This window comes from Erwinia sp. L03-1 (assembly GCF_058686115.1).
In genome coordinates, this window is record NZ_CM178762.1 from 1662831 (window position 1) to 1685419 (window position 22589).

At 53.2% G+C, this 22589-nt stretch carries 26 protein-coding genes, 1 tRNA gene and 3 pseudogenes; 15 read left to right on the forward strand and 15 right to left on the reverse strand.

Annotated elements, in window-relative coordinates; genetic code table 11:
• Positions 1-94 precede the first annotated feature (94 nt).
• From AC4PCC_RS07560 to AC4PCC_RS07580, 5 genes and pseudogenes are all read right to left on the reverse strand, one after another.
• Positions 95-439: pseudogene (locus AC4PCC_RS07560) on the reverse strand (RHS repeat-associated core domain-containing protein); the annotation flags it as partial.
• A gap of 289 nt (positions 440-728) precedes the next feature.
• Positions 729-953 (reverse strand): hypothetical protein, encoded by a 225-nt coding sequence (locus AC4PCC_RS07565; protein ID WP_492126942.1) that lies wholly within the window; start codon positions 951-953, stop codon positions 729-731.
• Complete coding sequence (locus tag AC4PCC_RS07570) at positions 944-1108, reverse strand: hypothetical protein (RefSeq protein ID WP_492126943.1); 165 nt, start codon at positions 1106-1108, stop codon at positions 944-946. The genes AC4PCC_RS07565 and AC4PCC_RS07570 overlap by 10 nt, the downstream gene beginning before the upstream one ends.
• 426 nt (positions 1109-1534) lie before the next feature.
• Positions 1535-1933 (reverse strand): hypothetical protein, encoded by a 399-nt coding sequence (locus AC4PCC_RS07575; protein ID WP_492127616.1) that lies wholly within the window; start codon positions 1931-1933, stop codon positions 1535-1537.
• Positions 1848-2531, reverse strand: a pseudogene (locus tag AC4PCC_RS07580) (RHS repeat-associated core domain-containing protein); the annotation flags it as partial. The gene AC4PCC_RS07575 and the pseudogene AC4PCC_RS07580, both read right to left, overlap by 86 nt.
• Between AC4PCC_RS07580 and AC4PCC_RS07585 the strand changes: the two are divergent.
• Positions 2508-2867, forward strand: a complete 360-nt coding sequence (locus AC4PCC_RS07585; protein ID WP_492127617.1) for a hypothetical protein — start codon at positions 2508-2510, stop codon at positions 2865-2867. The pseudogene AC4PCC_RS07580 and the gene AC4PCC_RS07585 sit on opposite strands and share 24 nt — an antisense overlap.
• 470 nt (positions 2868-3337) lie before the next feature.
• Positions 3338-3559, forward strand: a pseudogene (locus AC4PCC_RS07590) (transposase); the annotation flags it as partial.
• A 65-nt stretch (positions 3560-3624) separates the two neighbouring features.
• On the opposite strand, the gene AC4PCC_RS07595 reads toward AC4PCC_RS07590, so the two are convergent.
• The 6 genes from AC4PCC_RS07595 to AC4PCC_RS07620 form a co-directional block, all read right to left on the reverse strand.
• Positions 3625-4071 carry an SMI1/KNR4 family protein gene (locus AC4PCC_RS07595; protein WP_492126944.1) on the reverse strand — a complete coding sequence of 149 codons (447 nt, stop codon included), beginning with the start codon at positions 4069-4071 and terminating at the stop codon, positions 3625-3627.
• 8 nt (positions 4072-4079) lie between these two features.
• Positions 4080-5324, reverse strand: coding sequence for an RHS repeat-associated core domain-containing protein (locus AC4PCC_RS07600; RefSeq protein ID WP_492126945.1), 1245 nt, complete (start codon positions 5322-5324; stop codon positions 4080-4082).
• Positions 5287-5529 carry a hypothetical protein gene (locus AC4PCC_RS07605; RefSeq protein WP_067707268.1) on the reverse strand — a complete coding sequence of 81 codons (243 nt, stop codon included), beginning with the start codon at positions 5527-5529 and terminating at the stop codon, positions 5287-5289. Before AC4PCC_RS07605 ends, AC4PCC_RS07600 begins: the two co-directional genes overlap by 38 nt.
• 17 nt (positions 5530-5546) lie before the next feature.
• Positions 5547-5984, reverse strand: coding sequence for a DcrB-related protein (locus AC4PCC_RS07610; RefSeq protein ID WP_492126946.1), 438 nt, complete (start codon positions 5982-5984; stop codon positions 5547-5549).
• A gap of 226 nt (positions 5985-6210) precedes the next feature.
• A complete protein-coding gene (locus AC4PCC_RS07615; protein WP_492126947.1) occupies positions 6211-6864 on the reverse strand; it encodes a LysE family translocator in 654 nt (217 codons plus the stop codon).
• Positions 6865-6942: 78 nt separating this feature from the next.
• A complete protein-coding gene (locus tag AC4PCC_RS07620) occupies positions 6943-7887 on the reverse strand; it encodes an AraC family transcriptional regulator (RefSeq protein WP_492126948.1) in 945 nt (314 codons plus the stop codon).
• Between the two features lie 77 nt (positions 7888-7964).
• On the opposite strand from AC4PCC_RS07620, the gene AC4PCC_RS07625 reads away from it, so the two are divergent.
• From AC4PCC_RS07625 to AC4PCC_RS07635, 3 genes are all read left to right on the forward strand, one after another.
• Entirely contained in the window at positions 7965-8393 is a 429-nt protein-coding gene (locus tag AC4PCC_RS07625) for a glutathione peroxidase (protein WP_492127468.1), read from the forward strand.
• Positions 8394-8694: 301 nt separating this feature from the next.
• Positions 8695-9615: a DMT family transporter gene (locus AC4PCC_RS07630; protein WP_492127469.1), complete on the forward strand. Its 921-nt coding sequence runs from the start codon at positions 8695-8697 to the stop codon at positions 9613-9615.
• A gap of 370 nt (positions 9616-9985) precedes the next feature.
• The gene (locus AC4PCC_RS07635) at positions 9986-10465 is read left to right on the forward strand and encodes a hypothetical protein (protein ID WP_492126949.1); all 480 of its coding nucleotides are present in this window, start codon (positions 9986-9988) and stop codon (positions 10463-10465) included.
• Between the two features lie 143 nt (positions 10466-10608).
• Here AC4PCC_RS07635 and AC4PCC_RS07640 read toward each other — a convergent pair.
• Positions 10609-10684 (reverse strand) — tRNA-Asn (locus AC4PCC_RS07640).
• A 312-nt stretch (positions 10685-10996) separates the two neighbouring features.
• Between AC4PCC_RS07640 and AC4PCC_RS07645 the strand changes: the two genes are divergently transcribed.
• The 3 genes from AC4PCC_RS07645 to yajD all read left to right on the forward strand — a co-directional run bounded on the left by AC4PCC_RS07645 (position 10997) and on the right by yajD (position 12910).
• The gene (locus AC4PCC_RS07645) at positions 10997-12118 is read left to right on the forward strand and encodes a Gfo/Idh/MocA family protein (RefSeq protein WP_492126950.1); all 1122 of its coding nucleotides are present in this window, start codon (positions 10997-10999) and stop codon (positions 12116-12118) included.
• Positions 12119-12213: 95 nt separating this feature from the next.
• Complete coding sequence (locus AC4PCC_RS07650) at positions 12214-12426, forward strand: hypothetical protein (RefSeq protein ID WP_492126951.1); 213 nt, start codon at positions 12214-12216, stop codon at positions 12424-12426.
• A gap of 136 nt (positions 12427-12562) precedes the next feature.
• Positions 12563-12910: an HNH nuclease YajD gene (yajD, locus tag AC4PCC_RS07655; protein WP_067707249.1), complete on the forward strand. Its 348-nt coding sequence runs from the start codon at positions 12563-12565 to the stop codon at positions 12908-12910.
• 186 nt (positions 12911-13096) lie between these two features.
• Here the strand turns inward: yajD and fos are convergent, their stop codons facing one another.
• Positions 13097-13495: a fosfomycin resistance glutathione transferase gene (fos, locus tag AC4PCC_RS07660; RefSeq protein WP_492126952.1), complete on the reverse strand. Its 399-nt coding sequence runs from the start codon at positions 13493-13495 to the stop codon at positions 13097-13099.
• A 182-nt stretch (positions 13496-13677) separates the two neighbouring features.
• A complete protein-coding gene (locus AC4PCC_RS07665; RefSeq protein WP_231877633.1) occupies positions 13678-13797 on the reverse strand; it encodes a hypothetical protein in 120 nt (39 codons plus the stop codon).
• A gap of 512 nt (positions 13798-14309) precedes the next feature.
• Between AC4PCC_RS07665 and AC4PCC_RS07670 the strand changes: the two genes are divergently transcribed.
• From AC4PCC_RS07670 to AC4PCC_RS07690, 5 genes are all read left to right on the forward strand, one after another.
• Positions 14310-15425: a branched-chain amino acid ABC transporter substrate-binding protein gene (locus AC4PCC_RS07670; RefSeq protein ID WP_492126953.1), complete on the forward strand. Its 1116-nt coding sequence runs from the start codon at positions 14310-14312 to the stop codon at positions 15423-15425.
• Positions 15426-15557: 132 nt separating this feature from the next.
• Positions 15558-16472 (forward strand): ABC transporter permease subunit, encoded by a 915-nt coding sequence (locus AC4PCC_RS07675; RefSeq protein ID WP_067707238.1) that lies wholly within the window; start codon positions 15558-15560, stop codon positions 16470-16472.
• Between the two features lie 10 nt (positions 16473-16482).
• Positions 16483-17769 carry a high-affinity branched-chain amino acid ABC transporter permease LivM gene (livM, locus tag AC4PCC_RS07680; protein WP_492126954.1) on the forward strand — a complete coding sequence of 429 codons (1287 nt, stop codon included), beginning with the start codon at positions 16483-16485 and terminating at the stop codon, positions 17767-17769.
• Entirely contained in the window at positions 17766-18641 is an 876-nt protein-coding gene (locus AC4PCC_RS07685) for an ABC transporter ATP-binding protein (protein ID WP_492126955.1), read from the forward strand. The genes livM and AC4PCC_RS07685 overlap by 4 nt, the downstream gene beginning before the upstream one ends.
• On the forward strand, positions 18638-19354 hold the full coding sequence (locus AC4PCC_RS07690; protein ID WP_067707227.1) for an ABC transporter ATP-binding protein: 717 nt from the start codon (positions 18638-18640) through the stop codon (positions 19352-19354). The genes AC4PCC_RS07685 and AC4PCC_RS07690 overlap by 4 nt, the downstream gene beginning before the upstream one ends.
• A 72-nt stretch (positions 19355-19426) precedes the next feature.
• On the opposite strand, the gene AC4PCC_RS07695 is transcribed toward AC4PCC_RS07690, so the two are convergent.
• On the reverse strand, positions 19427-20887 hold the full coding sequence (locus AC4PCC_RS07695) for an AMP nucleosidase (protein ID WP_492126956.1): 1461 nt from the start codon (positions 20885-20887) through the stop codon (positions 19427-19429).
• Positions 20888-21108: 221 nt separating this feature from the next.
• Between AC4PCC_RS07695 and AC4PCC_RS07700 the strand changes: the two genes are divergently transcribed.
• Together AC4PCC_RS07700 and AC4PCC_RS07705 are read left to right on the forward strand one after the other, a co-directional pair.
• On the forward strand, positions 21109-21828 hold the full coding sequence (locus tag AC4PCC_RS07700; RefSeq protein WP_492126957.1) for an integrase: 720 nt from the start codon (positions 21109-21111) through the stop codon (positions 21826-21828).
• On the forward strand, positions 21821-22468 hold the full coding sequence (locus AC4PCC_RS07705) for an RES family NAD+ phosphorylase (RefSeq protein ID WP_492126958.1): 648 nt from the start codon (positions 21821-21823) through the stop codon (positions 22466-22468). The genes AC4PCC_RS07700 and AC4PCC_RS07705 overlap by 8 nt, the downstream gene beginning before the upstream one ends.
• Positions 22469-22589: the final 121 nt, after the last annotated feature.

Below are 22589 nucleotides of genomic sequence, written 5' to 3' on the forward strand. Positions count from 1 at the left end.
CCGGGTAATACACATGTCAGGGCGTGGTGCGATGTGGTGACTAACTGACGCGTGCAGGGATGCCAGAAACTGTCTTCTTCTGAGCATCTTTAGGTGTGCCTACGCAAGAATTTTTAGCCAGCCCCCACGGATCAATCCAGCCTAATGGATTTGGCGCATACTGATAAAGGTTCCAGCCACCCGCCAGCCCAATCGGATCCTGTACCGTAAAGCGTCCGACCTGCGGATCGTAATACCGGAACAGATTATAGTGCAGCCCGGTTTCGCTGTCAGCATACTGCCCGGCATAGCGCAGCGGCTGATGGTGAAGGGCAGTTTGCTGCACGATTTTGTGAAAACCTGCCGTCTGCCGGGTAACCTCGCCAAAACTACCGTAATGCCCACTCCAGCGGAGTTCGCCGCTTTCATCGATAATGTACAGCGGGGCACCGTTAAAGTCGTAGATATGTGTACTGTAATGGCCGTTCTGCTAATCCTATCAGGCTTACTAAAAATTGACGAAGAAGAAAATATAACTGCAATTACCATATTCCTGTTTCTAATCCGTATTCACTCATTAATATTATAAAACCTTTACTCAGGTTGTAATTAATGAATATTTTATCATTCGATTGACTCAGCATTCGATCTTCATCCCAGAAAAATTCCAAATTATTCTTTATTGAAAGATAGGGTAAAGATAAAAAAATTACTCTTCGTTTTCACCATAAAAGTTACTTTTTCTTCATCTAAATCTTTAGAGAAAAACTTTTCCTCTCTGACATCACATCAAAACAATCTTTTTTGATTGTTAATTTATCGTAAGACACATCAATAATATTTTGATATTTAATATCATCACAAATGATATCTTTTTCTTGCAAGTGCGTGTTAGTAATGATCAGGTTTTTGATGCTTTTTATCTCATTTTTTTTCTGCGTTTCCTTCAGTTTTTCTCTGAGGTTTATGGACATTTCTTTTTTCCTCGCATATCTGTTATGCCACTATGATTTTCAGGGATATGACCAACGTGTTGATTGTATCTGATATTTTTTTCTAATGGACTACCATGTAAATCATCAGCAGTATGAAGGTGTGGGCCTCGGCCAAACTTATCTTCTTCATGCATTATTATATATTTTTTATCACCGTTCTCCTCTACGGGGCTTTTTGCTGGTCGATGTTGGTTTTGTCATGAGTCACCTCTGGTTGAGAGTTTACTCACTTAGCTGCGTGTCCACTATTGGTGGGTAAGATCAAAATTGATAAGTGGGAGAAGGTAGTTAAGATGAAAATATTAAAATATACAACTGGGATATTTTATAAATGATTCTATTTTTGTAAAGAACAATTCTGCTTACTCTTTTTTGTATTCTGGCAATAGTATAAATAAGCCAATCCAAGTGGGGCAATTCACCCCAGCAGATTTGGTGCATACCGATATAGATGAAATCTACCTACAAGCCCTATCTGTCCCTTAAAGCGTTTGTCGGTGAGTCGTAATACCGAAACAGTAGCGTGGTTAATGGACTGGGAGATCGGTTATTAAAATAAATCAGTCGAGGAAGTCATCTTCTTCAAGATAGTGTATTGTGGCTTTCATAAAATCATCACTACCTGAATCGGGATGATGTTCTAGTTTATTATCGATTACTGCCCGAAATATGGGAGCCTCAAGGAAAGTTTCCGAATATGTATCATCAAGATCCCACTCTTCTTCATCATTTTCTGCAACATAAAAACGGCCTTTTGAAATGTCGTTTTCAGTTTTTAACTTACTGTCAGTATAAATCCACCCAGCCTCCGGAAGAGACTTATAGTTATTCAGCAACTCGTTAAAACCACTATACGTTTTCATAACACATCCTTTATCGACAACTGTTCCCTCCGCCCCATTTCTTACGACCTCCGGAGCCATCGGGATGATAGATTTTATGGTAGGTTTTATGATCATTATGATCAACCAGAACCAACATACCAGGTTCATTTTCGTGATGCCAGGTAAGGCCAGGAGGTGAGGAACCCCTGAATTTTCCGTTGGGCCCTGGTTGTACCCAGTCAACTGCCTGCGGATATTTAGTCTGCATTTCTCTCCTGAACTCAGGATCAGTCTGCATACGTTCATATACTGACTGGTTACCGCTACGAAATTGCTCTCTGTCTGAAAGCATATACTCTGATTCTACCAGACCATGCTCATGAAAAACGTGATATTTCCCGAGTTCTCGCTCACCTTCACCATTATAAAGACCCAGTGGATCAGTCCATGTCAACGGATTCGGTGCATACTGATAAAGATTCCAGCCTCCCAGCAATCCTATCGGATCCTGTACCGTAAAGCGTCCAATCTGCGGGTCGTAATACCGGAACAGATTATAGTGCAGCCCGGTCTCGCTGTCAGCGTACTGCCCGGCGTAGCGTAGCGGCTGATGATGAAGGGCGGCCTGCCGTGCAAGGCGGTGAAAACCTTCCGTCTGTCGGGTAACCTCGCCAAAACTGCCGTAATGTCCGCTCCACCGGAGCCGGCCTTGTTCATCAGTGATATCCAGCGGGTCACGCCAGACGGCAGGCTGACCATGTTCGTTCCACAGCAGCGTTTCCCTGCTGCCATCGGCACGGATAATCTCAGTAAGCTGACCGGCGTCGTTCAACTCGCGACGGGTGAGCTGACCTTTCGCGTCCACACTGTTCAGGAGTTGCCCGAAGCGGTCATATGTGAAGCGGGTCATGCTGCCGGAACAGTCTGTGCGTTGCGCCAGCATCCCCTGGCGGTTGCACTCCAGCAGTACTTCGTCGCCGCTGGCGTCGGTGATGCGGTCATGCAGCGTCTCTTCATCGTCCGGATAATGATACGTGGTGGTATGATTCAGCGCGTCGGCATCCGATAGCAGCCGACCGCGCAGGTCATAAGTGGCCTGCGTAGTCTTTCCGTCCGGGGAAAGGGTCTGCGCAATGCGGTCGGTTCCACCGAACCAGTGATAACGCGTGGTACGGCCCGCCGGGTGCCGTTTTAAACATCGTAATCAACATTAAGCCGCTCACCTGCGCTGTTACGATCAGCCGCAACGTGTGGCAGCCCATTAATGTTCTGCCACAGATATTCATTCAGCAGACCGTTGCCGTCCTGATGGATGCTCAGTAAGTCCGTGCCGTCGTCATATCAGGAGAACCGGCGACATGGTATGCCCATTGGCTATATGCGCAACGGGTTTTCATTAACCCGGAAGCAGGGGCAGGAGACACAACAGTTCAAAGAATAACGGTCAGTAAGTATCAGTTTTCATCTTACAAAATCTGAATGAGAGTTTACTTGCTGGCGTGTCCCCTATTGCTGGGGAAGATCACTTCAGCTATGGGCAAGGCTATCTACACCACGAATGTCGTCGAATCGCTGAACAGCGTGATCCGTCAGGGGATATAGAAACGCAAGGTGTTCCCGACAGATGACTCGGTGCGGAAATTCATTTATCTGGCGGACAGGGATGCTTCAAAAAAATGGAATATGCCGATCCAAAACTGGCGGCTGGCGATGAGTCGCTTTATTATCAAGTTCGGTGACCGCCTGAGCGATCACCTCTAATGCTGTGGCAGTTACACAGGATTATTTACAGGGCCAGCAAGAAAATATTAACAAAAACTTTAGCGTTATCCCCAAGCTTCGTCCTCGGTGAATATTTTTCCTACGAAACTATCCAGATCCGGCTCAAGAAGATTTTCCTCCTGGTTTTCCAGATCGCAGAAATATACTGTCTCCTCATTTCTTTCAACACAGTAAGGAAACCCGCCCCCATCTATTGCAAATGGAATAAAATTCTCAGGTAATAGTTTCTTCTCGTAGACTAAGGCTTTATAGAATGTATCAACCGTTAATGTTCCTGCATTTTTTGCATGTAAGACGGGCAGAAAGTATTTTATGTCATTCTCGTACTTTGTGCTCTGGTAAACTCGCCGCCCTCCCTCCAGGACTCCTCCATTGTTTGCTAGCCATACAGACTTTAGAGTTGGAGGGAAAGTAATTCCCAGCTTTGATTCAATTTTGTCAAGTTCATCCGCAGTTAAAGCAGGCGATGAATCAATTAGTTTTATCGTCATATTTTCACCTATTGGCAATATTTAGGAATTCGACCTCTCAGCCATCCCTTACTATGAGATATTTTCACAGCTTCCGGCGAGCCATACTTGACGCCAAAGTGTTTTTCAAACTGAGACACTGACCCTCTGTGAGGAAAAGAGGCAACATGCGCATCAGTAGTAACCAATTGCATTGTTGCTTTACCTGTTTCAGGATCAAAATCATCCAGGTGGTGCCATGTATATTGCCATGCGTCAGCTTCATTTATTCCCGCTAATTTGTAAGCTTCAGTAAAATCTCGCCCCCTTGCCCCTTGAAGAGTAATCTCAACAATATTACGCTGTGAGCCGGTCACTGGATAGAGGGATGGGCTTCCGCTAAAGTCCACACCACTCAATGCCAAACCTAGCGGGTCTATCCATACATAAGGGTTAGGCGCATAGTTATATAAATTGAGATCGCCACCCGCCAGCCCAATCGGATCCTGCACGGTAAACCGCCCAATCTGCGGGTCGTAATACCGGAACAGATTATAGTGCAGCCCGGTTTCGCTGTCAGCATACTGCCCGGCATAGCGCAGCGGCTGATGGTGAAGGGCGGCCTGCCGTGCAAGGCGGTGAAAACCTTCTGTCTGACGGATAACCTCACCAAAGCTCCTGTAATGTCCGCTCCACCGGAGCTGTCCCTGTTCATCAGTGATTTCCAGCGGTGCACCGTTCAGATCGGTACTGAACCAGAGAATCTCTCCGCGACTGTCGTCACACAAATGGTCAACCCGCGCCAGCGGGCTGTATGCCTCTTTGGGGTCGTATATGTATGTCTGATACTGACCGTTCTGCTGCTGCTCCTGCAACAGTCGCAGGCCCTGCCACAGGAAGCGGGTCTCAGTAGTGCCACGCTGGGTGGTGACGGTTTTACGGGTACGACGACCCAGGGCATCATAATGGTAGTGCGCCGTGAAGCGGCCTTCTGGTCCATTGCCCTCAGCCCGTATCAGCCGGTTTTCCGCGTCGTATTCGTAATGCTGTTCATACAGCCCGCTGCGGCGGCTGACCAGGTTGCCCCACCAGTCGTATTTCATAAACAGATTTTGCCAGCGCGTGAGACGATTATCCGTCAGCGGCAGGGCAGACAGGTCATTATCCGGCAGCAGGTTATCCGCAGCGTCATAGCGGAACGTCCTGGTGCTGTGGTCCGGACAGGCTTCGTAGTGTCTGAGAAGACAACCTTCCTCATCATAGCCATAAATCGTGCTGCCACGTCGCCAGTTCACCTGTCAGGTATCCCACCGCCATGCTGGCCCCGACCAGAAGGACGCCAATGCCGAGACAGGACGCACCGAGACCGGCAATCATCATTGCCCCGGCGGCAATACCGCCCGCAGCCGCAATCAGTCCACCGATAATCGTTCCGGCAATCATCCCTGCCAGCGCATGGGAATGGCCGATATCATCGCCCACGCGTGCCGCTTCAAACATAACAACGTTCCTTATTGTCAGGTGTTAAACCGAAAACTGCCGAGGAGTGCCTGAAAGCACTGGCTGTCCATGTCCCTGATTTTTTCCACACGGGACATAGTGAACACCAGAATATGGTTCTCAGACGTGTTAAATACCGCCTGTTGCTGGAAGACCCGTTTACCGTCACGCAGGTAGCTGGCATGCACACATTCACCCTGCAACAGGTTATCGCCGGGAACAACAGACACCCGTTCGGTCTGCTTCCAGCCTTTCAGATGCTTCTGCATCAGCATTAACTGCCGGTCAATATAAGCCGACAGCGTTTCGTCATCATTCATCGAGTCGCGGGAGATATTAAAGGCAGGCGTGTTCTTACCGGGGAGGGTGAAGACATTAACGGTGCGATCCTGATAGTGGTCAGGAAGCGTTATATTGCCTTCGGTAAACCGACAGGTGGTGTGGCTCTCAGGCATAAAGCAGGTTCCCTGTGCTTCAGAAAACCTTAAGTTTGCCACAGGCTGTGGGGGATGGCTACCTTGTGTATATGGCGGGTAATCATCCGAATAATGATTATCGAATAGGGTTGGAGCGATCCCCGGCATGAGAGGATCTCATTGCTGTCTTTACCTGAACAGTAAGCGTTATCAGATCGCGCCTGGAAAAGTCGGCCCGCAGATCAAAGGCGGATTACACTGATTTTCAAGCCAGTGCGATGACATTGACCACGATGACACTCAGCGCCACCCCAATCAGAATGACTCCTGAGATACGTTCCAGCCAGGGTAATAACTGCGAAAAGTATTGTAGTACCAGACGATTGCCAATGAAGAGAGCTATCAGTAAATCCCACAACAGCACGATACTAAACATCCACACCCCATATAAGACCTTCAAACTCATCGTGGTATGAGAACCTTCAATCAGCGTAGCCAGGCTGACATAGAACAGTGCGTTTTTTGGATTGAGAATACCCGAAAAAAAGCCCAGGCTGAATACACGGCAGAGACGCAATACATCGGCAGATTCTGTTATAAGGTCATGGGTTTTAACATTATTTACGGCGATGGGACTCGTGCCGGCGAAACGGATGAAAAGTATACCGAGATACAGTAAATAGGCACAGCCTGCGAGCTGAATGGCAACAAAGCTCATGCTGCCAGAGCGAAAAAGCGTAAGACCGCTGAAAGCAGCGAGAATAAACACACCGTTAGCTATCGCTATTCCGAGACAAGCTTGCGCTGCGTGACGCCAGCCAGCTTTGATTGATGTTCGGGCAACCAGAAAGAAATCCGGGCCGGGTGACAGTAGCGCCAGAAAATGCGCTGCTGCCACGATAAAAAATTGTTGCATCATGATATCACCCTTTTAAAAGATATATTTAACAGGGTGTAGATCTGGACCAGCGTTGTATTGAATAAAATTGCATTATTTTCAGGCCCGATAGCAGCCCGGCGTTACGCCAGTATAAGCCTTAAACACGCGCTGAAAGTGGCTTTGATCGGCAAAACCCAGTCGATAAGCAATATCGGTAATTTCATGCCCGGACTGAAGCCAGCGGCGTGCCTGATTAATGCGCACATTGAGTTGGTAAGAATGCGGTGTCATTCCGGTAGCAGCGCGAAACCCCCTGATGAGCTGATAGCGACTCATGCCTGCGATATTTGCCAACTCTGCTAATGCCCACGGCTGCCGGTCAGTCTGTTGTAAAACATCGATAACGCTTTTTAGCGCCAACCTGACGCAAGGCGATAATACAGGAAATGTTTCCACCAGTTTAATGCCATAATCACAGTCGCCAATAAACTCTATCAACGCCGCATTTTTGTCTTCTGCACTGGACGTCGAAAACAGGGTGGTATTCATTTCACAAAAACGGCCATACACATCTTCATTATCAAAGATTCGAATTTCACTTTCACTGATGAAGCCACATGGCGTGGGGCTTATTTCGGCCACTAAAGCAGTTAACCATGCAGCATCGAGATGCAGCATCTGGTAGCTCCAGCACCGGTCGGGCAATGGATTACAGGCATGAACGCAGCCGGCAGGAATGAAAACCATCATTCCCGGCCGTAAAGCGCAAGGGCCACCTGATGCTCCTGAAAACGTGCTACCGCCTGCATCAACTGCGCCAATTGAAAAGGTCGGGTGACTGTGTGGTTTATAACACGCGCGGCTGTTACAGGCGCGACGACTTTCCACATAACCCGTAGTCGAGTCACGCCAGAAGTCTGCCTGGCTGGGGGAGGTGTTATTGTAACTGCAGTTGAGCAAATCCATAGAGACTGGAGCGGGCCTGATAAACATGTCTGCTTTCATCCTGATGAAAATTGACGTTATCATGCCAGCATGGCGTAAAGTCAAACACGTTGCCATTAATTAAAAAAGAGAAACCTGTGCTAACCACTTTTTATCAATTTACCGCCACCAGCCCTGGCGGCCAGCTTATCTCTATGGTCGACTACGCTGGTAAGGTCGTTCTTGTAGTGAATACCGCCAGCCATTGTGGCTTCACGCCACAATACGGCGGCCTTGAAGCACTCTACAAGAAATACGCCGGCCAGGGTTTGGTAGTGCTTGGTTTCCCCTGCAACCAGTTCGGTAAGCAGGAACCGGGCGATGCCGACGAAATCGCGCAGACCTGTCACATTAACTTCGGTGTGAGCTTCCCGATGTTCGGGAAAGTAGAGGTCAACGGAGCCGCAGCGCACCCGGTGTTTCGTTATCTGAAAAACGAATTGCCCGGCGTGCTGGGTGGGCGGATCAAGTGGAACTTCACTAAGTTCCTGATCGGACGCGACGGTAAACCGCTCAGGCGTTTTGCATCGATCACCACCCCGGAGAAAATGGAAGCCGCCATCCTTGCTGCACTTGAAAGCTAAGTTTTTCGGTAATTCGAACCCTTCATTCTGTGGGATAGGGATGTCTACCCTTCCTGGGGGTTCCGAATCCACCGGTGAAAAACTGCTCAGTGCGGCTCGGGTCTTTTTTTTCAACCATAGCCTCAAGGGTGCCGGCATTGATGGCATCGTGAAACGCGCAGGTGTGGCCAATAAGAACCTGTACGGGCTGTGTTTGGTGACTGTGGGGGCCAGGCAGCATCTCACGCGCCGTCCTGGGAGGTAACAGTGACTGTGTAACCCAGGCCGACGTCATGGCCGGTAAAATAATGGAGGCATACTGATAGTGGCATCAGGACAACAGTTGAGCGGCATGGCTGGCGTACTTGTCGCGGCAATTCTCTGGGGAACCACCGGTACCGCTGCCACCTATGCGCCCGACCTGAGCCCGCTGGCCGTGGGGGCTGTGGCGATGGGGGTTGGCGGGCTGCTTCAGGGGCTGATTGCCGCAACCACCATCCTTCGTCAGCGCCGGCTGATTGCGCGGCACTGGCCTGGTTTGTTGACTGGCGCACTCTCGGTGGCTATCTATCCTCTCGCCTTCTATACCTCGATGCGCTATGCCGGGGTGACGGTTGGCACCGTTATCTCTATCGGCTCGGCGCCACTGTTGTCCGCGCTGATCGAGATCCGTCTTGACGGGCTGCGCCTGACAAAGCAGTGGGCGAGTGGTGCATTGGTTGGCGTAGCCGGAATGGCATTGCTGTGCATTGCAAAAAGCGGTGGCCACAGTTCAGGAAGCGGATCGGCGATGGCCGGCATTGCCCTCGGCCTGCTGGCTGGCTTCACCTATGCCCTTTACTCGTGGTCAGCCAGGCGATTAATGCAGGGCGGTGTGCGCCCACGCGCGGCGATGGGTGCCACGTTTGGGGCAGGTGGTCTGATGCTGATGCCCGTGTTGCTGATGACGGGCGCGCCGCTGCTGGCCGCCTGGAATAATACCGCAACAGGAATCTACATGGCGCTGGTACCGATGTTTGTAGGGTACGTCTGCTATGGCTTCGGGCTGGCACGCATCCCGGCCAGCATGGCAACGACAATCACCCTGCTGGAACCGGTCATTGCTGCGCTGCTGGCGGTAATGCTGGTGGGAGAAAGGTTGCCGACGTATGGATGGGCCGGCGTTGCCCTGATAGTCGTCAGTCTGGCGGCGATCACCGCGCCTGCCGACATGCTGCGTTTCCTGTCCGGCAGATGCAAATAGGGCACTTTTTAAGACATTAAGAAGCAGCATAGCCTGAAAGAAAAAGCAGCTTTTGATGCGTTCACGGCACTTGGTATCTGATGGCACAGGCGGCATAATACTGCGGACAAAAAAATGGTCCATAACCTTGAGTCGGCGTTCTGAACGTCCACAGCTAATCTCGCTTTCCGCCTATTGCAGACGTCATGCGGTTTCGGGCCTGTCCGCTTCGTGCCAGAAGCAAACTTTTTGGTAGTTGTCAGTGGAAAGGTATTTCAGCAGAATGAAACTGCCTTAAAGCATGACCATTTTTTATGCAGTCACAAACTATTGAATCTGGCTCCGGCAGGGGTTACTGACTCACAGAATAAAGGATGTACCAGATCGAGCTATGCGTAATCATCAACTGAATAAGTCCCGTAAACTGTATCGCAGCGTCAACACGACTACGCGGCACCATTCTAATAATCCAGGTGCTGAGTATCGCTGGGAACGCAATCGTAAAAAAGTCGGAGATGAGCTACTGGCAAAGCGCGAGACAATGCATGGCAGACAGAAGCGTGGCAGAGACTACACTCCATTGTTTTATTTTCTGATCAAACAGATTGGCAAACCGTGGGATGCAATATTCAGCGAAGTATGTGGACGTCTTGATACTACCGAGCCTGTATTCTGGTTGGTCGCGCTACATGAGCATCAGCGAAGGGATTTAGTCTGCATTGGCGAAAGCAGTTTTTATCCGGGTCTGTTTGTTGATGAGAATGGAATTCTGCAACAGGTAAACCCTTTAATTACGAGCAAGGACGTTATGGTGACTTGCCGCTGCTGCACGCACACTTATATTGGTGAACCTGTACCCCCGATAGATTGAGTGGCAACACCTCCTATCCTGCCACGGTTGCGGCCGTCATCAGCAATAAGAGCGATTGTACACTTCCACTCTTCGCAGACCCCCACAAATCGCGCCAAAAAGCAAAAAGCCCGCTTAGTTTCCTAAGCGGGCTTTTCTATGTATGGCTCCTCTGACTGGACTCGAACCAGTGACATACGGATTAACAGTCCGCCGTTCTACCGACTGAACTACAGAGGAATTGTTTCAACGGGGCGCATGTTATCGACCCGGGCCGGGGATGTCAAAGCCTGTTTTCACCTTTTTGATTAACTGCTGAATAAAACAGCATTTTGCTGAATTTTCACGGGTTGACGGGCGGGGATGGGCTTCTGAAGCTATTCGGGCGCTTTCACATTCACTGCTGGCGCTCTCGCAAAGCGGTATTAAGAAACAGCATCCGTTACAGTAACTTTCGCCAGAATGGTCACGTTTATTTCATTTGTTGATTGCTGAGGCTGTTTTTGAAATATACATTCCAGTTCACCCCTTATTAATGCGCAGGAAACTCCGATGGTAAAGGTCAGAATTGGGTTGATTGGTACAGGCTATATTGGACGCTGTCATGCGATAGCCTATGCTCAGGCCCCCACCGTTTTTGCGCTGAAAGGAGAGGTCGTTCGTGAAATGGTCGCGGAGATCGACCCGGAAATAGCAAAGGCTCAGGCCGCCGCGCTGGGTTTTAACCGTTCCACGGGAGACTGGCACGAGCTGGTGGCCGACCCGAATATTGACGTGGTAGATATCTGTGCGCCTAATTTTCTGCATAAGGAGATGGCGCTGGAGGCGATCCGTCACGGTAAGCATGTTTACTCAGAAAAGCCGCTGGCGCTGAATGCCGCAGATGCGGAAGAGATGACGCGCGCCGCGGAACAGGCCGGTGTGAAAACGCTGGTGGGCTTCAACTATATGAAGAATCCCACCAGCCAGCTGGCAAAAGAGATCATAGCGCGGGGGGAGATCGGGGAGGTGGTGCACTTTTATGGCACCCATAACGAAGATCATCTGGCCAGCCCGCTCACGCCGCTGGACTGGCACTGCCTGAAATCACGGGCGGGACTGGGGGCGCTGGGGGATCTGGCTGCCCATATCGTGAATATGGCGCACTATCTGGTGGGAAGCATCAGCGAAGTTTCCGGCGATATGCAGACGGTGATTAAGCAGCGACCCGACGCTGCTAATCCCTCCCTGATGCGTGAGGTGGAAAATGAGGATCAGGCCAGTGCGCTGCTGCGTTTTGCGAATGGTGCGCACGGCGTGATTGAAACATCGCGTATCGCCTGCGGCAGCAAAATGGGGCTGACCTACGTGGTTACCGGTACCCGTGGCGCTTTGCGCTATACCCAGGAGCGTATGGCGGAGCTGGCTGTCTACCGACACGACGATCCGGTCGGGCGGCAGGGGTTCAAAACGCTGCTGACCGGCCCGGCGCATCCGGACTATGCCGCCTTTTGCATTACGGCGGGTCATGGAATTGGCTTCAACGATCAGAAGACGGTGGAAATTCGCGACCTGATTAATGGCGTTGCGGCTAACGATCGCATGTGGCCGGATTTCGCCGAGGGTTTACAGGTATCGCGGGTGCTGGAAGCCATCGCCCTGTCCGCGCAGCAGCGACGCTGGATGAGCGTGTGATAACCTGTGCCGGATATAGCACGAGGGGTATCAAGGCGATGGCTTAAGGGATTAATCCTCTATCCGATTAGAGGATATTAACAAGGAGTATTACCATGAAATTTTTCTGGCCGCTGGTCGCATGCATGGCTGTTATCATTGCATCGGGTTTTTTAAAGGGCGCAGGTGTGGGGTATGGTGCACTGTTCTCATTTCCGCAGACGCTCTCCAACTTTATTGTCACCCTGTCCACTTTCTACGCTTTCACGCATGTGTCCGTAACGATTATTGCGCTGTTAGCTAAAAAGAGGGGTCTGCACAGGGAGTAAGCGTTGGCAGATGTTCTTGTCTTCATGCAGCCGCGCCGCGGTTGCTGAGCTTACCGAAATCCGCTGACGCTTTAATGTCATTTTGGGATATATTGGTGCACTACGAAAATTTTCTTGATCACAGGTAACATCGTCAATGGCTCTGATCCCTAAAAACTACACGCGTTTGGAAAGCGGATACCGTGAGAAAGCGCTTAAAATCTATCCGTGGGTGTGTGGGCGCTGCTCGCGAGAGTTTGTTTATTCAAACCTGCGGGAATTGACGGTTCACCATATCGATCATGACCATACCAATAATCCAGCAGACGGCAGTAACTGGGAGCTGTTGTGCCTGTATTGCCATGACCACGAACACTCGAAGTACACAGAAGCAGACCAGTACGGCAGTACCGTTGTGGCAGGGGAGGATGCGCAAAACGATGTTGAGGCCGCCACCTACAGTCCCTTTGCCGATTTAAAGTCGATGCTGAATAAGAAGAAATAGCGTTAGAAGGCTATCCGCTTCTGGGGAAAATCTCGTAGCAACAGTCGCTTAGATTAGCTACGAGCAAGGAGCGGAATTTATATTAGAGGAGAGATCCAGGATTGAACTGGTTCGCAAGTGTCATGGTTGACCATTACGGTATATTCAGGTTCACCGATTATCACTGACCCTCTCTGTTGTACAGGGCTAGAAAAACTCCATATTTTCATAAGGATGCTGCATGCAAGCATTAAGACGGCTATTTAAATCGCCGGCATGCACTTCCAGCTTATGTCCATCGGGATCTAAAAAGTAAAATGATTTTCCTTCGCTCTGGTTTGTTTTCCACTCAGTAACGCCCGAGGATTTCAGGTGATTAACAAACTCATCGAAATCTTCGCTTCGGATGCTGAATGCGTAATGAGTGTAATCTTCTCGTCTATCGACTGAGTCAGCAGAGAGGCACAGCCACAGATTACCCAGAAAAAGGTAAGCTCCACGGCTCCATCTGGCCTTAGGTGTGAAACCAAGTGTTTTGGAGTAAAAAATAAAGCTTCTTGAAACGTCATTTACAGCGATTGTTATGTGGTTCAGCCCGTTCAACATACAGCGTCACCTCAGCAGACTTTATGAAATTACACGTTATCATATTTATACTTTTGCTCACTGCCTGTGTGAGCCGAAAGCGTTATTGTCCGGTTTCGTACTGAGCAGTCTTCATATCCTCCCGGACGACTTAAGGCATCGCGCGATTCATGATATTAAGAATTGGGGCGAACAAAAAGTGTTCACTTTAATAGTAGGCGTATTCCCAGGAATTCAGTAATCGCATCCGTGACGGACTGCGCTGCTTCAGTCGGTGGATGGTGGCCGGCTCCAGCAAGAATGAGCAAATCGGCTTCAGGCATCAGGTCTGCTATCTCCTGACTTAACCCGACAGGTGTTGCCTTGTCCTGCTCTCCGCAAATCTTGTCCTGCTCTCCGCAAATGATTAATTATACCCTTTTATCAACGCATGCTTACCCACAGTATGCGAACCCGCACATAACCGCTGCATCACATGCGATCCTCCTCGCACTTTTGCACCAGCCGGGTGCGCACCCGGATAAAGGTGCAACTATGTTGATTATGCGGTCGGCACGGATGCTGGATTTCTCCCTTCGCCACGCAGTGGCAACGTTATTCCCACCGGCTCTGCGCTTGCTGCGCGCTGCGGGTTAATTCGGTGCTGGAACGTCACTGCGGTGTGAGCCTGGTCATCAATCGACAATAAAAAGCGCCTGCTGTTAACGACTGGCGGGTTTTTTGCTTAATAAAAGCGTCCCTGGCGCAGCTTATGCCTGTGCAGGGGAAAATAATGACAATGATCTCTCCCATGCCACCCGGTGGCTCAAGGTTTTTACCGTTGAGGATTATCGCAATGTCTTTTAAATTTAACAGGTTGTCTCTTTCTGTTTTGTTGGCAAGCAGCCTGAGCACGGCGTTTTATGCTCAGGCGGATGTGGTGATTGGCGTGGGAGGCCCCTTTACCGGGCCTAACGCCACGTACGGTGCGCAGTACTGGAAAGGTGCATCGCAGGCGGCGGCGGATATCAACGCTGCGGGCGGTATTAAGGGAGAGAAAATTGTCCTGGTACAGGGCGATGACGCCTGTGAACCCAAGCAGGCGGTAGCGGTGGCAAACCGCCTGGTCGATCAGTCAAAAGTCTCTGCCGTGGTCGGCCACTTCTGCTCCTCATCCACCATGCCTGCCTCAGAAGTGTATGACGAGGCGGGCGTGTTAAGCATTACGCCGGGCTCCACCAATCCGCAAATTACCGAACGCGGAATGAAAACGCTGTTTCGCATGTGTGGCCGGGACGACCAGCAGGGAGGCGTTGCCGCAAACTATATGCTGGACGTGCTGAAAGCGAAGAAAATCGCGGTGATCCACGATAAGGATACCTACGGCCAGGGCCTGGCGGATGCGACGAAGGCCGCACTGGAAAAGCGCGGTACGAAGGAAGTGCTGTATGAGGGGCTGTCCCGTGGCGAGAAGGACTTTAATGCGCTGGTCACTAAAATCGGCTCCCTGAAGCCGGACGTCGTCTACTTTGGCGGCTGCCACCCCGAGGCCGGGCCGCTGGTACGGCAGATGCGCGAGCAGGGCGTGCAGGCGAAATTCTTCTCCGGCGACTGCGTGGTCACCGAGGAGCTGGTCACGGCAGCGGGCGGCCCGCAGTACACCAACGGCGTGCTGATGACCTTCGGTAAGGATCCCCGCACGCTGCCCAGCGGTAAAGCGGTAATTGATAAATTCCGCGCCTCGGGTTTTGAGCCGGAAGGTTACACCCTCTACGCCTATGCATCCATTCAGGCCATCGCCGCGGCCTACAACGGCGCCGGTAAAGACAATGAAAAAGCCAGCGAATGGCTGAAAAGCCACAGCGTGGACACCGTGATGGGGCCGAAGTCATGGGACGGCAAGGGCGACCTGAAGGTCTCTGATTACGTGGTCTATCAGTGGGATGACAAGGGTAAATACCACGCGCTCTGAGCAGGCTAAGGCGATGCGGTATTAATGCTTCAATCAACGTTCCGCCCGTAAAGGGCGGGATATGGCACCCTTTCAGGTGATGCGCTGGAACAGATTTCCGGCGCGGCCTGGCCTTTGGCGAGACCCTTTAAAATGGAAGCATTCTTTCTGCAACAGCTGATCAATGGCCTGACGCTGGGGGCCGTCTACGGCCTCATCGCCATCGGCTATACCATGGTGTACGGCATTATCGGCATGATTAACTTCGCCCACGGCGAGGTCTATATGATCTCGGCCTATCTCTGCGCCATCGGTCTGGCGCTGCTCTCTTACTTTGGCATCCACTCCTTTCCGCTGCTGATCTTCGGGACGCTGCTGTTTACCATCGTTGTGACCAGCGTCTATGGCTGGGCGATTGAGCGCATTGCTTACCGGCCGCTGCGCAACTCCACCCGGCTGGCCCCGCTGATTTCAGCCATTGGTATGTCGCTGATCCTGCAAAACTACGTGCAGATTAGCCAGGGTCCTAACCAGCAGGGGATCCCGACGCTGCTCACCGGCGTGCTGCGCCTGCACGTCGGCGAGGGTCTGGTGCAGATAACCTGGACCAAAGTCTTTATTCTGGCGGCGGCCATTATCGGCATGGCGGTTCTCACCTGGATAATTCAGTACACCCGGCTGGGGCGCATCTGTCGTGCCACGCAGCAGGATCGCCGTATGGCAGCCATCCTGGGAATAAATACCGATCGGGTTATCTCGCTGGTGTTTGTCATCGGTGCGGCGATGGCGGGGCTGGCTGGCGTACTGGTCACCATGAACTATGGCACCTTTGATTTTTATGCCGGATTTATTATCGGCATCAAGGCGTTCACCGCGGCGGTGCTGGGCGGAATTGGATCGCTGCCGGGGGCTATGCTGGGCGGCCTGCTGTTAGGGGTGGCGGAAGCGCAGTTCGCCGGGCTGGTCAACTCTGATTATAAGGATGTGTTCTCATTTGCTCTGCTGGTGGCGATCCTGATATTCCGCCCTCAGGGGCTGCTGGGCCGTCCACTGGTCGCTAAGGTGTAAGGGGATGAGCATGTCAGACGCTTCAATGCATCCAGGGCTGGCCGTCAGGCAAATCCTGACGGAGTCCGTGCTGGCCGGTCTTTGCGCGCTGGTGGTATTTGGTCCGATCGTGGGGATTGTCCTGAAAGGCTACAGCTTCACCCTTGCACCGGGACGCGTGGCGTTGCTGGTCGCCATCGTTATGGCGGGTCGGCTGCTGCTCAGCCTGCTGTTGCAAAGCGCGGCGGGACGTAAATTTGTTATGCGCTTTGAAGGGACAAACGATGGCGTCTACGTGCGTCCGGCCAGCCACCGCTCGCCGCTGCGCTGGGCACTACCGCTGCTGCTGGTACTGGCGCTGCTGTTCCCGTTTGTTGCCACAAAGTATCTGCTGACCGTGGCGATCCTGGGGCTGATCTACGTGCTGCTGGGCCTGGGCCTGAATATTGTGGTGGGCCTGGCCGGGTTGCTTGACCTGGGTTACGTGGCCTTTTATGCCATCGGAGCCTACGGGCTGGCGCTGGGCTACCAGTATCTGGGGCTGGGGTTCTGGTCAGTGCTGCCGCTGGGGGCTTTAATGGCGGCGCTGGCGGGCGCGCTGCTTGGGTTCCCGGTACTGCGCATGCACGGGGATTATCTGGCAATTGTCACCCTGGGGTTTGGTGAAATTATCCGTCTGGTGCTGACCAACTGGGTAAGTTTCACCGGCGGACCAAACGGCGTCTCCGTTCCCGCCCCGACGCTTTTCGGGCTGGAGTTTGGCCGACGGGCGAAGGAGGGCGGTACGCCGATCCATGAATTTCTGCATATTGCGTTCAACCCTAACCTGAAGTTTATCTTCCTCTACACGGTGCTGATTCTGGTGGTGCTGCTGGTGCTGTTTATTAAGCACCGGCTGACGCGCATGCCGATTGGTCGTGCCTGGGAAGCGCTGCGGGAGGATGAAATTGCCTGTCGGTCGCTGGGGCTGAATCACGTACTGGTGAAGCTGTCGGCGTTTATGATCGGTGCCTCTACCGCCGGTATTGCCGGAGTATTTTTTGCCAGCTATCAGGGGTTTGTTAACCCGACCTCCTTTACCTTTTTTGAGTCGGCGCTGATCCTCGCCATTGTGGTGTTGGGCGGTATGGGATCAACGCTCGGCGTGGTGCTGGCGGCCTTCGTGCTGACCGTGGCACCGGAGCTGCTGCGCAGCTTTGCAGAGTATCGCGTGCTGCTGTTTGGCATCCTGATGGTGCTGATGATGATCTGGCGACCACGCGGGCTGGTGCGCACCAGCCGGGCGGGCGTAGCCGTGCGCAAAGGGGAGGCGCCATGAGCAATGCGATTTTACAGGTGTCGCACCTGAAGATGCACTTCGGCGGGATCAAAGCGCTAAACGACGTCAGCCTTGAGGTGGAGCGGGGGTCGATAACCGCCCTGATTGGCCCGAACGGGGCCGGAAAGACCACGGTATTTAACTGCCTGACCGGTTTTTACCGCGCTTCCGGGGGTTCAATTCGGCTGAACGCGCAGGCAAAGCTGACCGATGTGGTCCAGGTTCTGGGTCAGAAAATCCGTCCGGCCGACCTGATTAATCCGGCGCGGCTGGGATCGCGCATCTGGTACAAAATGTTTGGCGGTGCGCATTTGGTTAATCGCGCTGGCCTGGCGCGAACCTTCCAGAATATCCGCCTGTTTCGCGAGATGACGGTGATTGAAAACCTGCTGGTTGCGCAGCATATGCAGGCCAATCGCCATTTGATCGCCGGTATCTTCAATACCCCCGGCTATCGTCAGGCGGAAAGCCAGGCGCTGGATCGGGCATTTTACTGGCTGGAGGTGGTGGGGCTGGAGGATTGCGCAAACCGGCTGGCGGGCACCCTCTCTTATGGGCAGCAGCGCAGGCTGGAGATCGCGCGCGCCATGTGTACCGGGCCAGAGATTATCTGTCTTGATGAACCCGCCGCCGGGCTGAATCCGATTGAAACCGAGGCGCTCGCCCGTATCGTACGCTTTTTGCGCCAGCAGCATGGCGTAACGGTACTGCTGATTGAGCATGATATGGGGATGGTGATGGCGATCTCCGATCGGGTGATTGTGCTTGACCACGGCGAGGTGATTGCCAGCGGCGCGCCGCGTGAAATCCAGGCTGATACGCGGGTCATAGCCGCCTATCTGGGTGCTGATGAAGAGGATCTCAATCCATGAGTCAGACGCTGCTCGAATTCCGCCAGGTGGATGTGTTTTATGGCCAGATTCAGGCGCTGAACGCCGTTTCCCTGACGGTAAACGAAGGGGAGACGGTAGCGCTGATTGGGGCGAACGGGGCCGGAAAATCCACGCTGCTGATGTCGATCTTTGGTCAGCCCCGGATTGCTGGCGGTCAGATCCTCTATCGCGGTGAAGATATCAGCCGCAAATCGACCCACTTTATCGCCAGTAACGGTATTGCTCAGGCGCCGGAAGGGCGGCGGATATTCCCGGATATGACGGTAGAGGAGAACCTGCTGATGGGTACTATCCCGATTGGTAGCCGCTATCAGAACGCCGACAAGGCCCGAATGTATGGGCTGTTTCCCCGACTGGAGGAGCGGCGCGCCCAGCGGGCGATGACGCTCTCCGGCGGCGAACAGCAGATGCTGGCGATAGCCCGCGCGCTGATGAGCCGACCCAAACTGCTGCTTCTGGATGAGCCGAGCCTGGGGCTGGCACCGATTGTGGTAAAGCAGATTTTCCAGATACTGCGCGATCTCACCCGCGAAGGCATGACGCTGTTTCTGGTGGAACAGAACGCCAGCCACGCGCTGAAGCTCTCCGATCGTGGCTACGTGATGGTTAACGGCCAGATCCAGCTAAGCGGCAGCGGGCAGGCGCTGCTGATGGATCCGGCGGTACGCAGCGCTTATCTTGGCGGCGTATAGGGGACGCCGCCCGACGTAAAGTCGGATCGGCACCGCGATCATCAGGGCGACAGCCAGCCGCCCTGAGCGCCGTTAGCGGAAGGGCGGTTCGTTGAAGGTGCGCAGCTTGCGGGAGTGCAGCTTGTCACCCTCGGCGCGCAGCAGATCGATAGCGTAGATACCGATCTGTAAGTGCTCTGAGATGGCGCCCTCATAGAAGCGATTCGCCTGGCCCGGCAGTTTGATCTCGCCGTGAATCGGCTTATCGGAGACGCAAAGCAGCGTGCCGTAAGGCACGCGGAAGCGATAGCCCTGGGCGGCGATCGTTGCGCTCTCCATATCCACCGCCACCGCGCGGCTGAGGTTAAAGCGCCGCGCCGAGGCCGCATAGCGCAGCTCCCAGTTGCGGTCGTCGGTGGTCACTACCGTGCCGGTGCGCAGCCGCTGCTTAACTTCTTCGCCCGGCCTGCCGCTGACGTGCCGGGTAGCGTCGTACAGCGCGCGCTGCACTTCGGCAATGCTGGGGATCGGGATATCCGGCGGCAGCACCGCATCAAGAACGTGGTCGTCGCGCAGGTAGGCGTGGGCCAGCACGTAATCGCCCATGCTCTGGCTCTCGCGCAGCCCGCCGCAGTGGCCGATCATCAGCCAGGCATGCGGGCGCAGCACCGCCAGATGGTCGCAGATGGTCTTGGCGTTAGACGGGCCAACGCCAATATTGATCAGCGTAATTCCTTTACCCTCCTTCGCAATCAGGTGCCAGGCGGGCATCTGATGATTCTTCCAGGCAAGGCCGGAGAGCGTCTCCTGAGGGTTCGGCGTGTCGGCGGTCAGGTAAACCGTACCCGCGCAGGAGAGCGCCTCATAGGGAGAGTTCGGGTCGGCAATCTGCTCGCAGCTCCAGCGCACAAATTCGTCCACGTAGCGCGTGTAGTTGGTAAACAGCACCCACGGCTGGAAGTGTTCTACCGGCGTACCGGTATAGTGGCGCAGCCGGGCCAGTGAAAAGTCGGTGCGCAGCGCATCGAAATGCGACAGCGGAAACTGTTCGCCGGGCTGATAGAGGCCATCGGCATTTTCATCACCGATCTGTGCCAGCTCGGTATTCGGGAAGTGTCTGGCCAGCCCGGCGCTCATGGATCGATCCAGCGCCATACTGGAGCCATCAATCACATAGGGGTAGGGGATCTCCTGCTGTGAGGGGCGAACGTCAAGCGTGATCGGGTATTCGCTGGCCAGCATTTCCAGCTGTTCGGTCAGATAGTGACGAAACAGCGCCGGACGGGTGACGGTGGTGGTATAGCGGCCTGGCTGGGTAAAGCGGCCAAAGGCGCGCGACAGCCGGTGTCCGGGGCCGTCGCCGTGCCAGCTGACGCGCAGTTCGGGGTAGACAAACAGTCCGCTGGCACGCTGCGCCTCATCCGGCAGCGTGCCGCTGCTGACGTAGTCAATAATCGCCTCGCGCAGCGCGGTTACCGCCTGTTCATAGAGTGAATCGAGTTTATCCAGCGCCTCATTAACGCTAAGGCCCTGCGGAGCAACAGGCTGAGTCATGGTTTTGTCCCGCTCTTAATTGGTGGCTTTACAGTATGTTAGCCGATAACAGTCAGAAACGCCTGACGGATACCGGCTCAGAGGGGGAATTTCAGACTGTACGCCAGCCGCCGGAACGGCTCGCCCATTCCTGGCTCACCACCTACACGCCTCGCTTGATGTTTAAAAAGTATGCTATATACTCAATATACACAACATCATCAGTCTATCAGGAGTGGGTTATGCCAGCGAAAGAGAAGAGGGTCGCGCCGACCGTGCGCTATCAGTGGCCCGTACTGGTGGATGCGCGCGCTATGCGGATGCTTGAAACCGATACTGACGTGCAATACCTGGTTATCCCGGTAAGGAACCGTTCCGGGCGTAAGCCTGACGCGCAACTGCCGGATGAAAAGGGTGTTAAAGATAAAACTAACGCCTTCCTGGCCTCGCTGGGGCTGAGCAATGCCTTTGCCAGCGTGAAAGAGGGCGAGGTCAAGGCGACCCCTGACGCGAAGCAAGACGCCGCCTTTGATATTTTTGCCGGGTTTGAGGAGTATCGCGCTGAGAATAACCAGCGTAAGGAGAACCTGAGAAACCAGATCGTCGCGGAAACCGAGTGGCTGGATGCCAGCCAGCTTTCTGATGCCGTGGGGTTTGAAAACAAAAACCGCAGCGCCGGACCGAATACCTGGAAGCGTCGAAACAAAATCTTTGCTATCTCGTGGCGGGGGAAAAACCTGTATCCCCGGTACTGTCTTGACGATGCTTATCAGCCGCTGCCGGTGGTAAAAGAGATACTGGATATTTTTGGCGATGAGAAAAGTGGCTGGTCGCTGGCATACTGGTTCAGCAGCGGTAACAGCTGGCTGGGCGGGCAGGAGCCAAAGGATCTGCTAACCCGCGACAAAGTTCAGGTTATACGCGCAGCCCTGGCGGCTAAGGATGGCATCCAGCATGGCTAAAAAGGGTCTGTCCACACCCTTTCCCAAACCCCATGGCAACCTGGAGATTGAAAGGAAAACCCTTGATGCAGGGATGCATCTGTTTCGGCTCCATCCCTCCCTCTATCAGGGAAACGGCTTTAATAATACGCTTAACGGCGATGCGCGTTTCAGCCCAATCGGCAACAGCGTCACGCAGCGCGTTATCCCCACCCTCTACGCCGGTGAAAGCACCGCGGTCGCCATCTGTGAAGTCCTCTTTCATGATGTCGACGTCTCACAAAGCAAGATCGTCTTTGAGCAGAAAAACCTGATCGATAAAAGCCACAGCGAGCTTATCCTCCAGCAGGATCTGGTCGTGGCTCGTATAGATCACACCTCGGTGGTGAAAATGCGCGTCGGTAAGAAGCTGATCCACTGTGAGGCCGATGAATATGCCTTTACCCGGGAGTGGGCTGAACACATTTATCAGCAGCATACGGATATTCAGGGGCTGGAGTGGCCATCACGTCAGCATCAGGGCAATGCCTGGGTGTTCTTTGGCGATCGCATTCAACACGGCGCGCTGGCGATAGTGGAAACCCGGGCTGTTATTCATGACCGAAAGACGCTTGAGATCCTCCTGCGCCTGGCCGCCCGCATGAATATCGTCATTGATTAATGCGGCCTGAAGGGGAAACGGGTCCATCCCATTACACCGCAGAGCGGCTGGCAGACTATCCCAACGTTGACGGGATGGTGTTGCCGACGGATTACTTAGCCGGAACCTGTTCCTTCGGAAA

What these genes read in the sequence shown, in the direction of transcription:
- AC4PCC_RS07565 (WP_492126942.1), bottom strand. Translation starts at nt 953, where the DNA reads ATGTCCATAAACCTCAGAGAAAAACTGAAGGAAACGCAGAAAAAAAAT.
- AC4PCC_RS07570 (WP_492126943.1), bottom strand. Translation starts at nt 1,108, where the DNA reads ATGCATGAAGAAGATAAGTTTGGCCGAGGCCCACACCTTCATACTGCT.
- AC4PCC_RS07575 (WP_492127616.1), bottom strand. Translation starts at nt 1,933, where the DNA reads ATGATCATAAAACCTACCATAAAATCTATCATCCCGATGGCTCCGGAG.
- AC4PCC_RS07595 (WP_492126944.1), bottom strand. Translation starts at nt 4,071, where the DNA reads ATGACGATAAAACTAATTGATTCATCGCCTGCTTTAACTGCGGATGAA.
- AC4PCC_RS07605 (WP_067707268.1), bottom strand. Translation starts at nt 5,529, where the DNA reads ATGTTTGAAGCGGCACGCGTGGGCGATGATATCGGCCATTCCCATGCG.
- AC4PCC_RS07610 (WP_492126946.1), bottom strand. Translation starts at nt 5,984, where the DNA reads ATGCCTGAGAGCCACACCACCTGTCGGTTTACCGAAGGCAATATAACG.
- AC4PCC_RS07615 (WP_492126947.1), bottom strand. Translation starts at nt 6,864, where the DNA reads ATGATGCAACAATTTTTTATCGTGGCAGCAGCGCATTTTCTGGCGCTA.
- AC4PCC_RS07620 (WP_492126948.1), bottom strand. Translation starts at nt 7,887, where the DNA reads ATGGCAACGTGTTTGACTTTACGCCATGCTGGCATGATAACGTCAATT.
- AC4PCC_RS07625 (WP_492127468.1), top strand. Translation starts at nt 7,965, where the DNA reads ATGGTCGACTACGCTGGTAAGGTCGTTCTTGTAGTGAATACCGCCAGC.
- AC4PCC_RS07635 (WP_492126949.1), top strand. Translation starts at nt 9,986, where the DNA reads ATGCGTAATCATCAACTGAATAAGTCCCGTAAACTGTATCGCAGCGTC.
- AC4PCC_RS07645 (WP_492126950.1), top strand. Translation starts at nt 10,997, where the DNA reads ATGGTAAAGGTCAGAATTGGGTTGATTGGTACAGGCTATATTGGACGC.
- AC4PCC_RS07650 (WP_492126951.1), top strand. Translation starts at nt 12,214, where the DNA reads ATGAAATTTTTCTGGCCGCTGGTCGCATGCATGGCTGTTATCATTGCA.
- yajD (WP_067707249.1), top strand. Translation starts at nt 12,563, where the DNA reads ATGGCTCTGATCCCTAAAAACTACACGCGTTTGGAAAGCGGATACCGT.
- fos (WP_492126952.1), bottom strand. Translation starts at nt 13,495, where the DNA reads ATGTTGAACGGGCTGAACCACATAACAATCGCTGTAAATGACGTTTCA.
- AC4PCC_RS07665 (WP_231877633.1), bottom strand. Translation starts at nt 13,797, where the DNA reads ATGCCTGAAGCCGATTTGCTCATTCTTGCTGGAGCCGGCCACCATCCA.
- AC4PCC_RS07670 (WP_492126953.1), top strand. Translation starts at nt 14,310, where the DNA reads ATGTCTTTTAAATTTAACAGGTTGTCTCTTTCTGTTTTGTTGGCAAGC.
- AC4PCC_RS07675 (WP_067707238.1), top strand. Translation starts at nt 15,558, where the DNA reads ATGGAAGCATTCTTTCTGCAACAGCTGATCAATGGCCTGACGCTGGGG.
- livM (WP_492126954.1), top strand. Translation starts at nt 16,483, where the DNA reads ATGTCAGACGCTTCAATGCATCCAGGGCTGGCCGTCAGGCAAATCCTG.
- AC4PCC_RS07685 (WP_492126955.1), top strand. Translation starts at nt 17,766, where the DNA reads ATGAGCAATGCGATTTTACAGGTGTCGCACCTGAAGATGCACTTCGGC.
- AC4PCC_RS07690 (WP_067707227.1), top strand. Translation starts at nt 18,638, where the DNA reads ATGAGTCAGACGCTGCTCGAATTCCGCCAGGTGGATGTGTTTTATGGC.
- AC4PCC_RS07695 (WP_492126956.1), bottom strand. Translation starts at nt 20,887, where the DNA reads ATGACTCAGCCTGTTGCTCCGCAGGGCCTTAGCGTTAATGAGGCGCTG.
- AC4PCC_RS07700 (WP_492126957.1), top strand. Translation starts at nt 21,109, where the DNA reads ATGCCAGCGAAAGAGAAGAGGGTCGCGCCGACCGTGCGCTATCAGTGG.
- AC4PCC_RS07705 (WP_492126958.1), top strand. Translation starts at nt 21,821, where the DNA reads ATGGCTAAAAAGGGTCTGTCCACACCCTTTCCCAAACCCCATGGCAAC.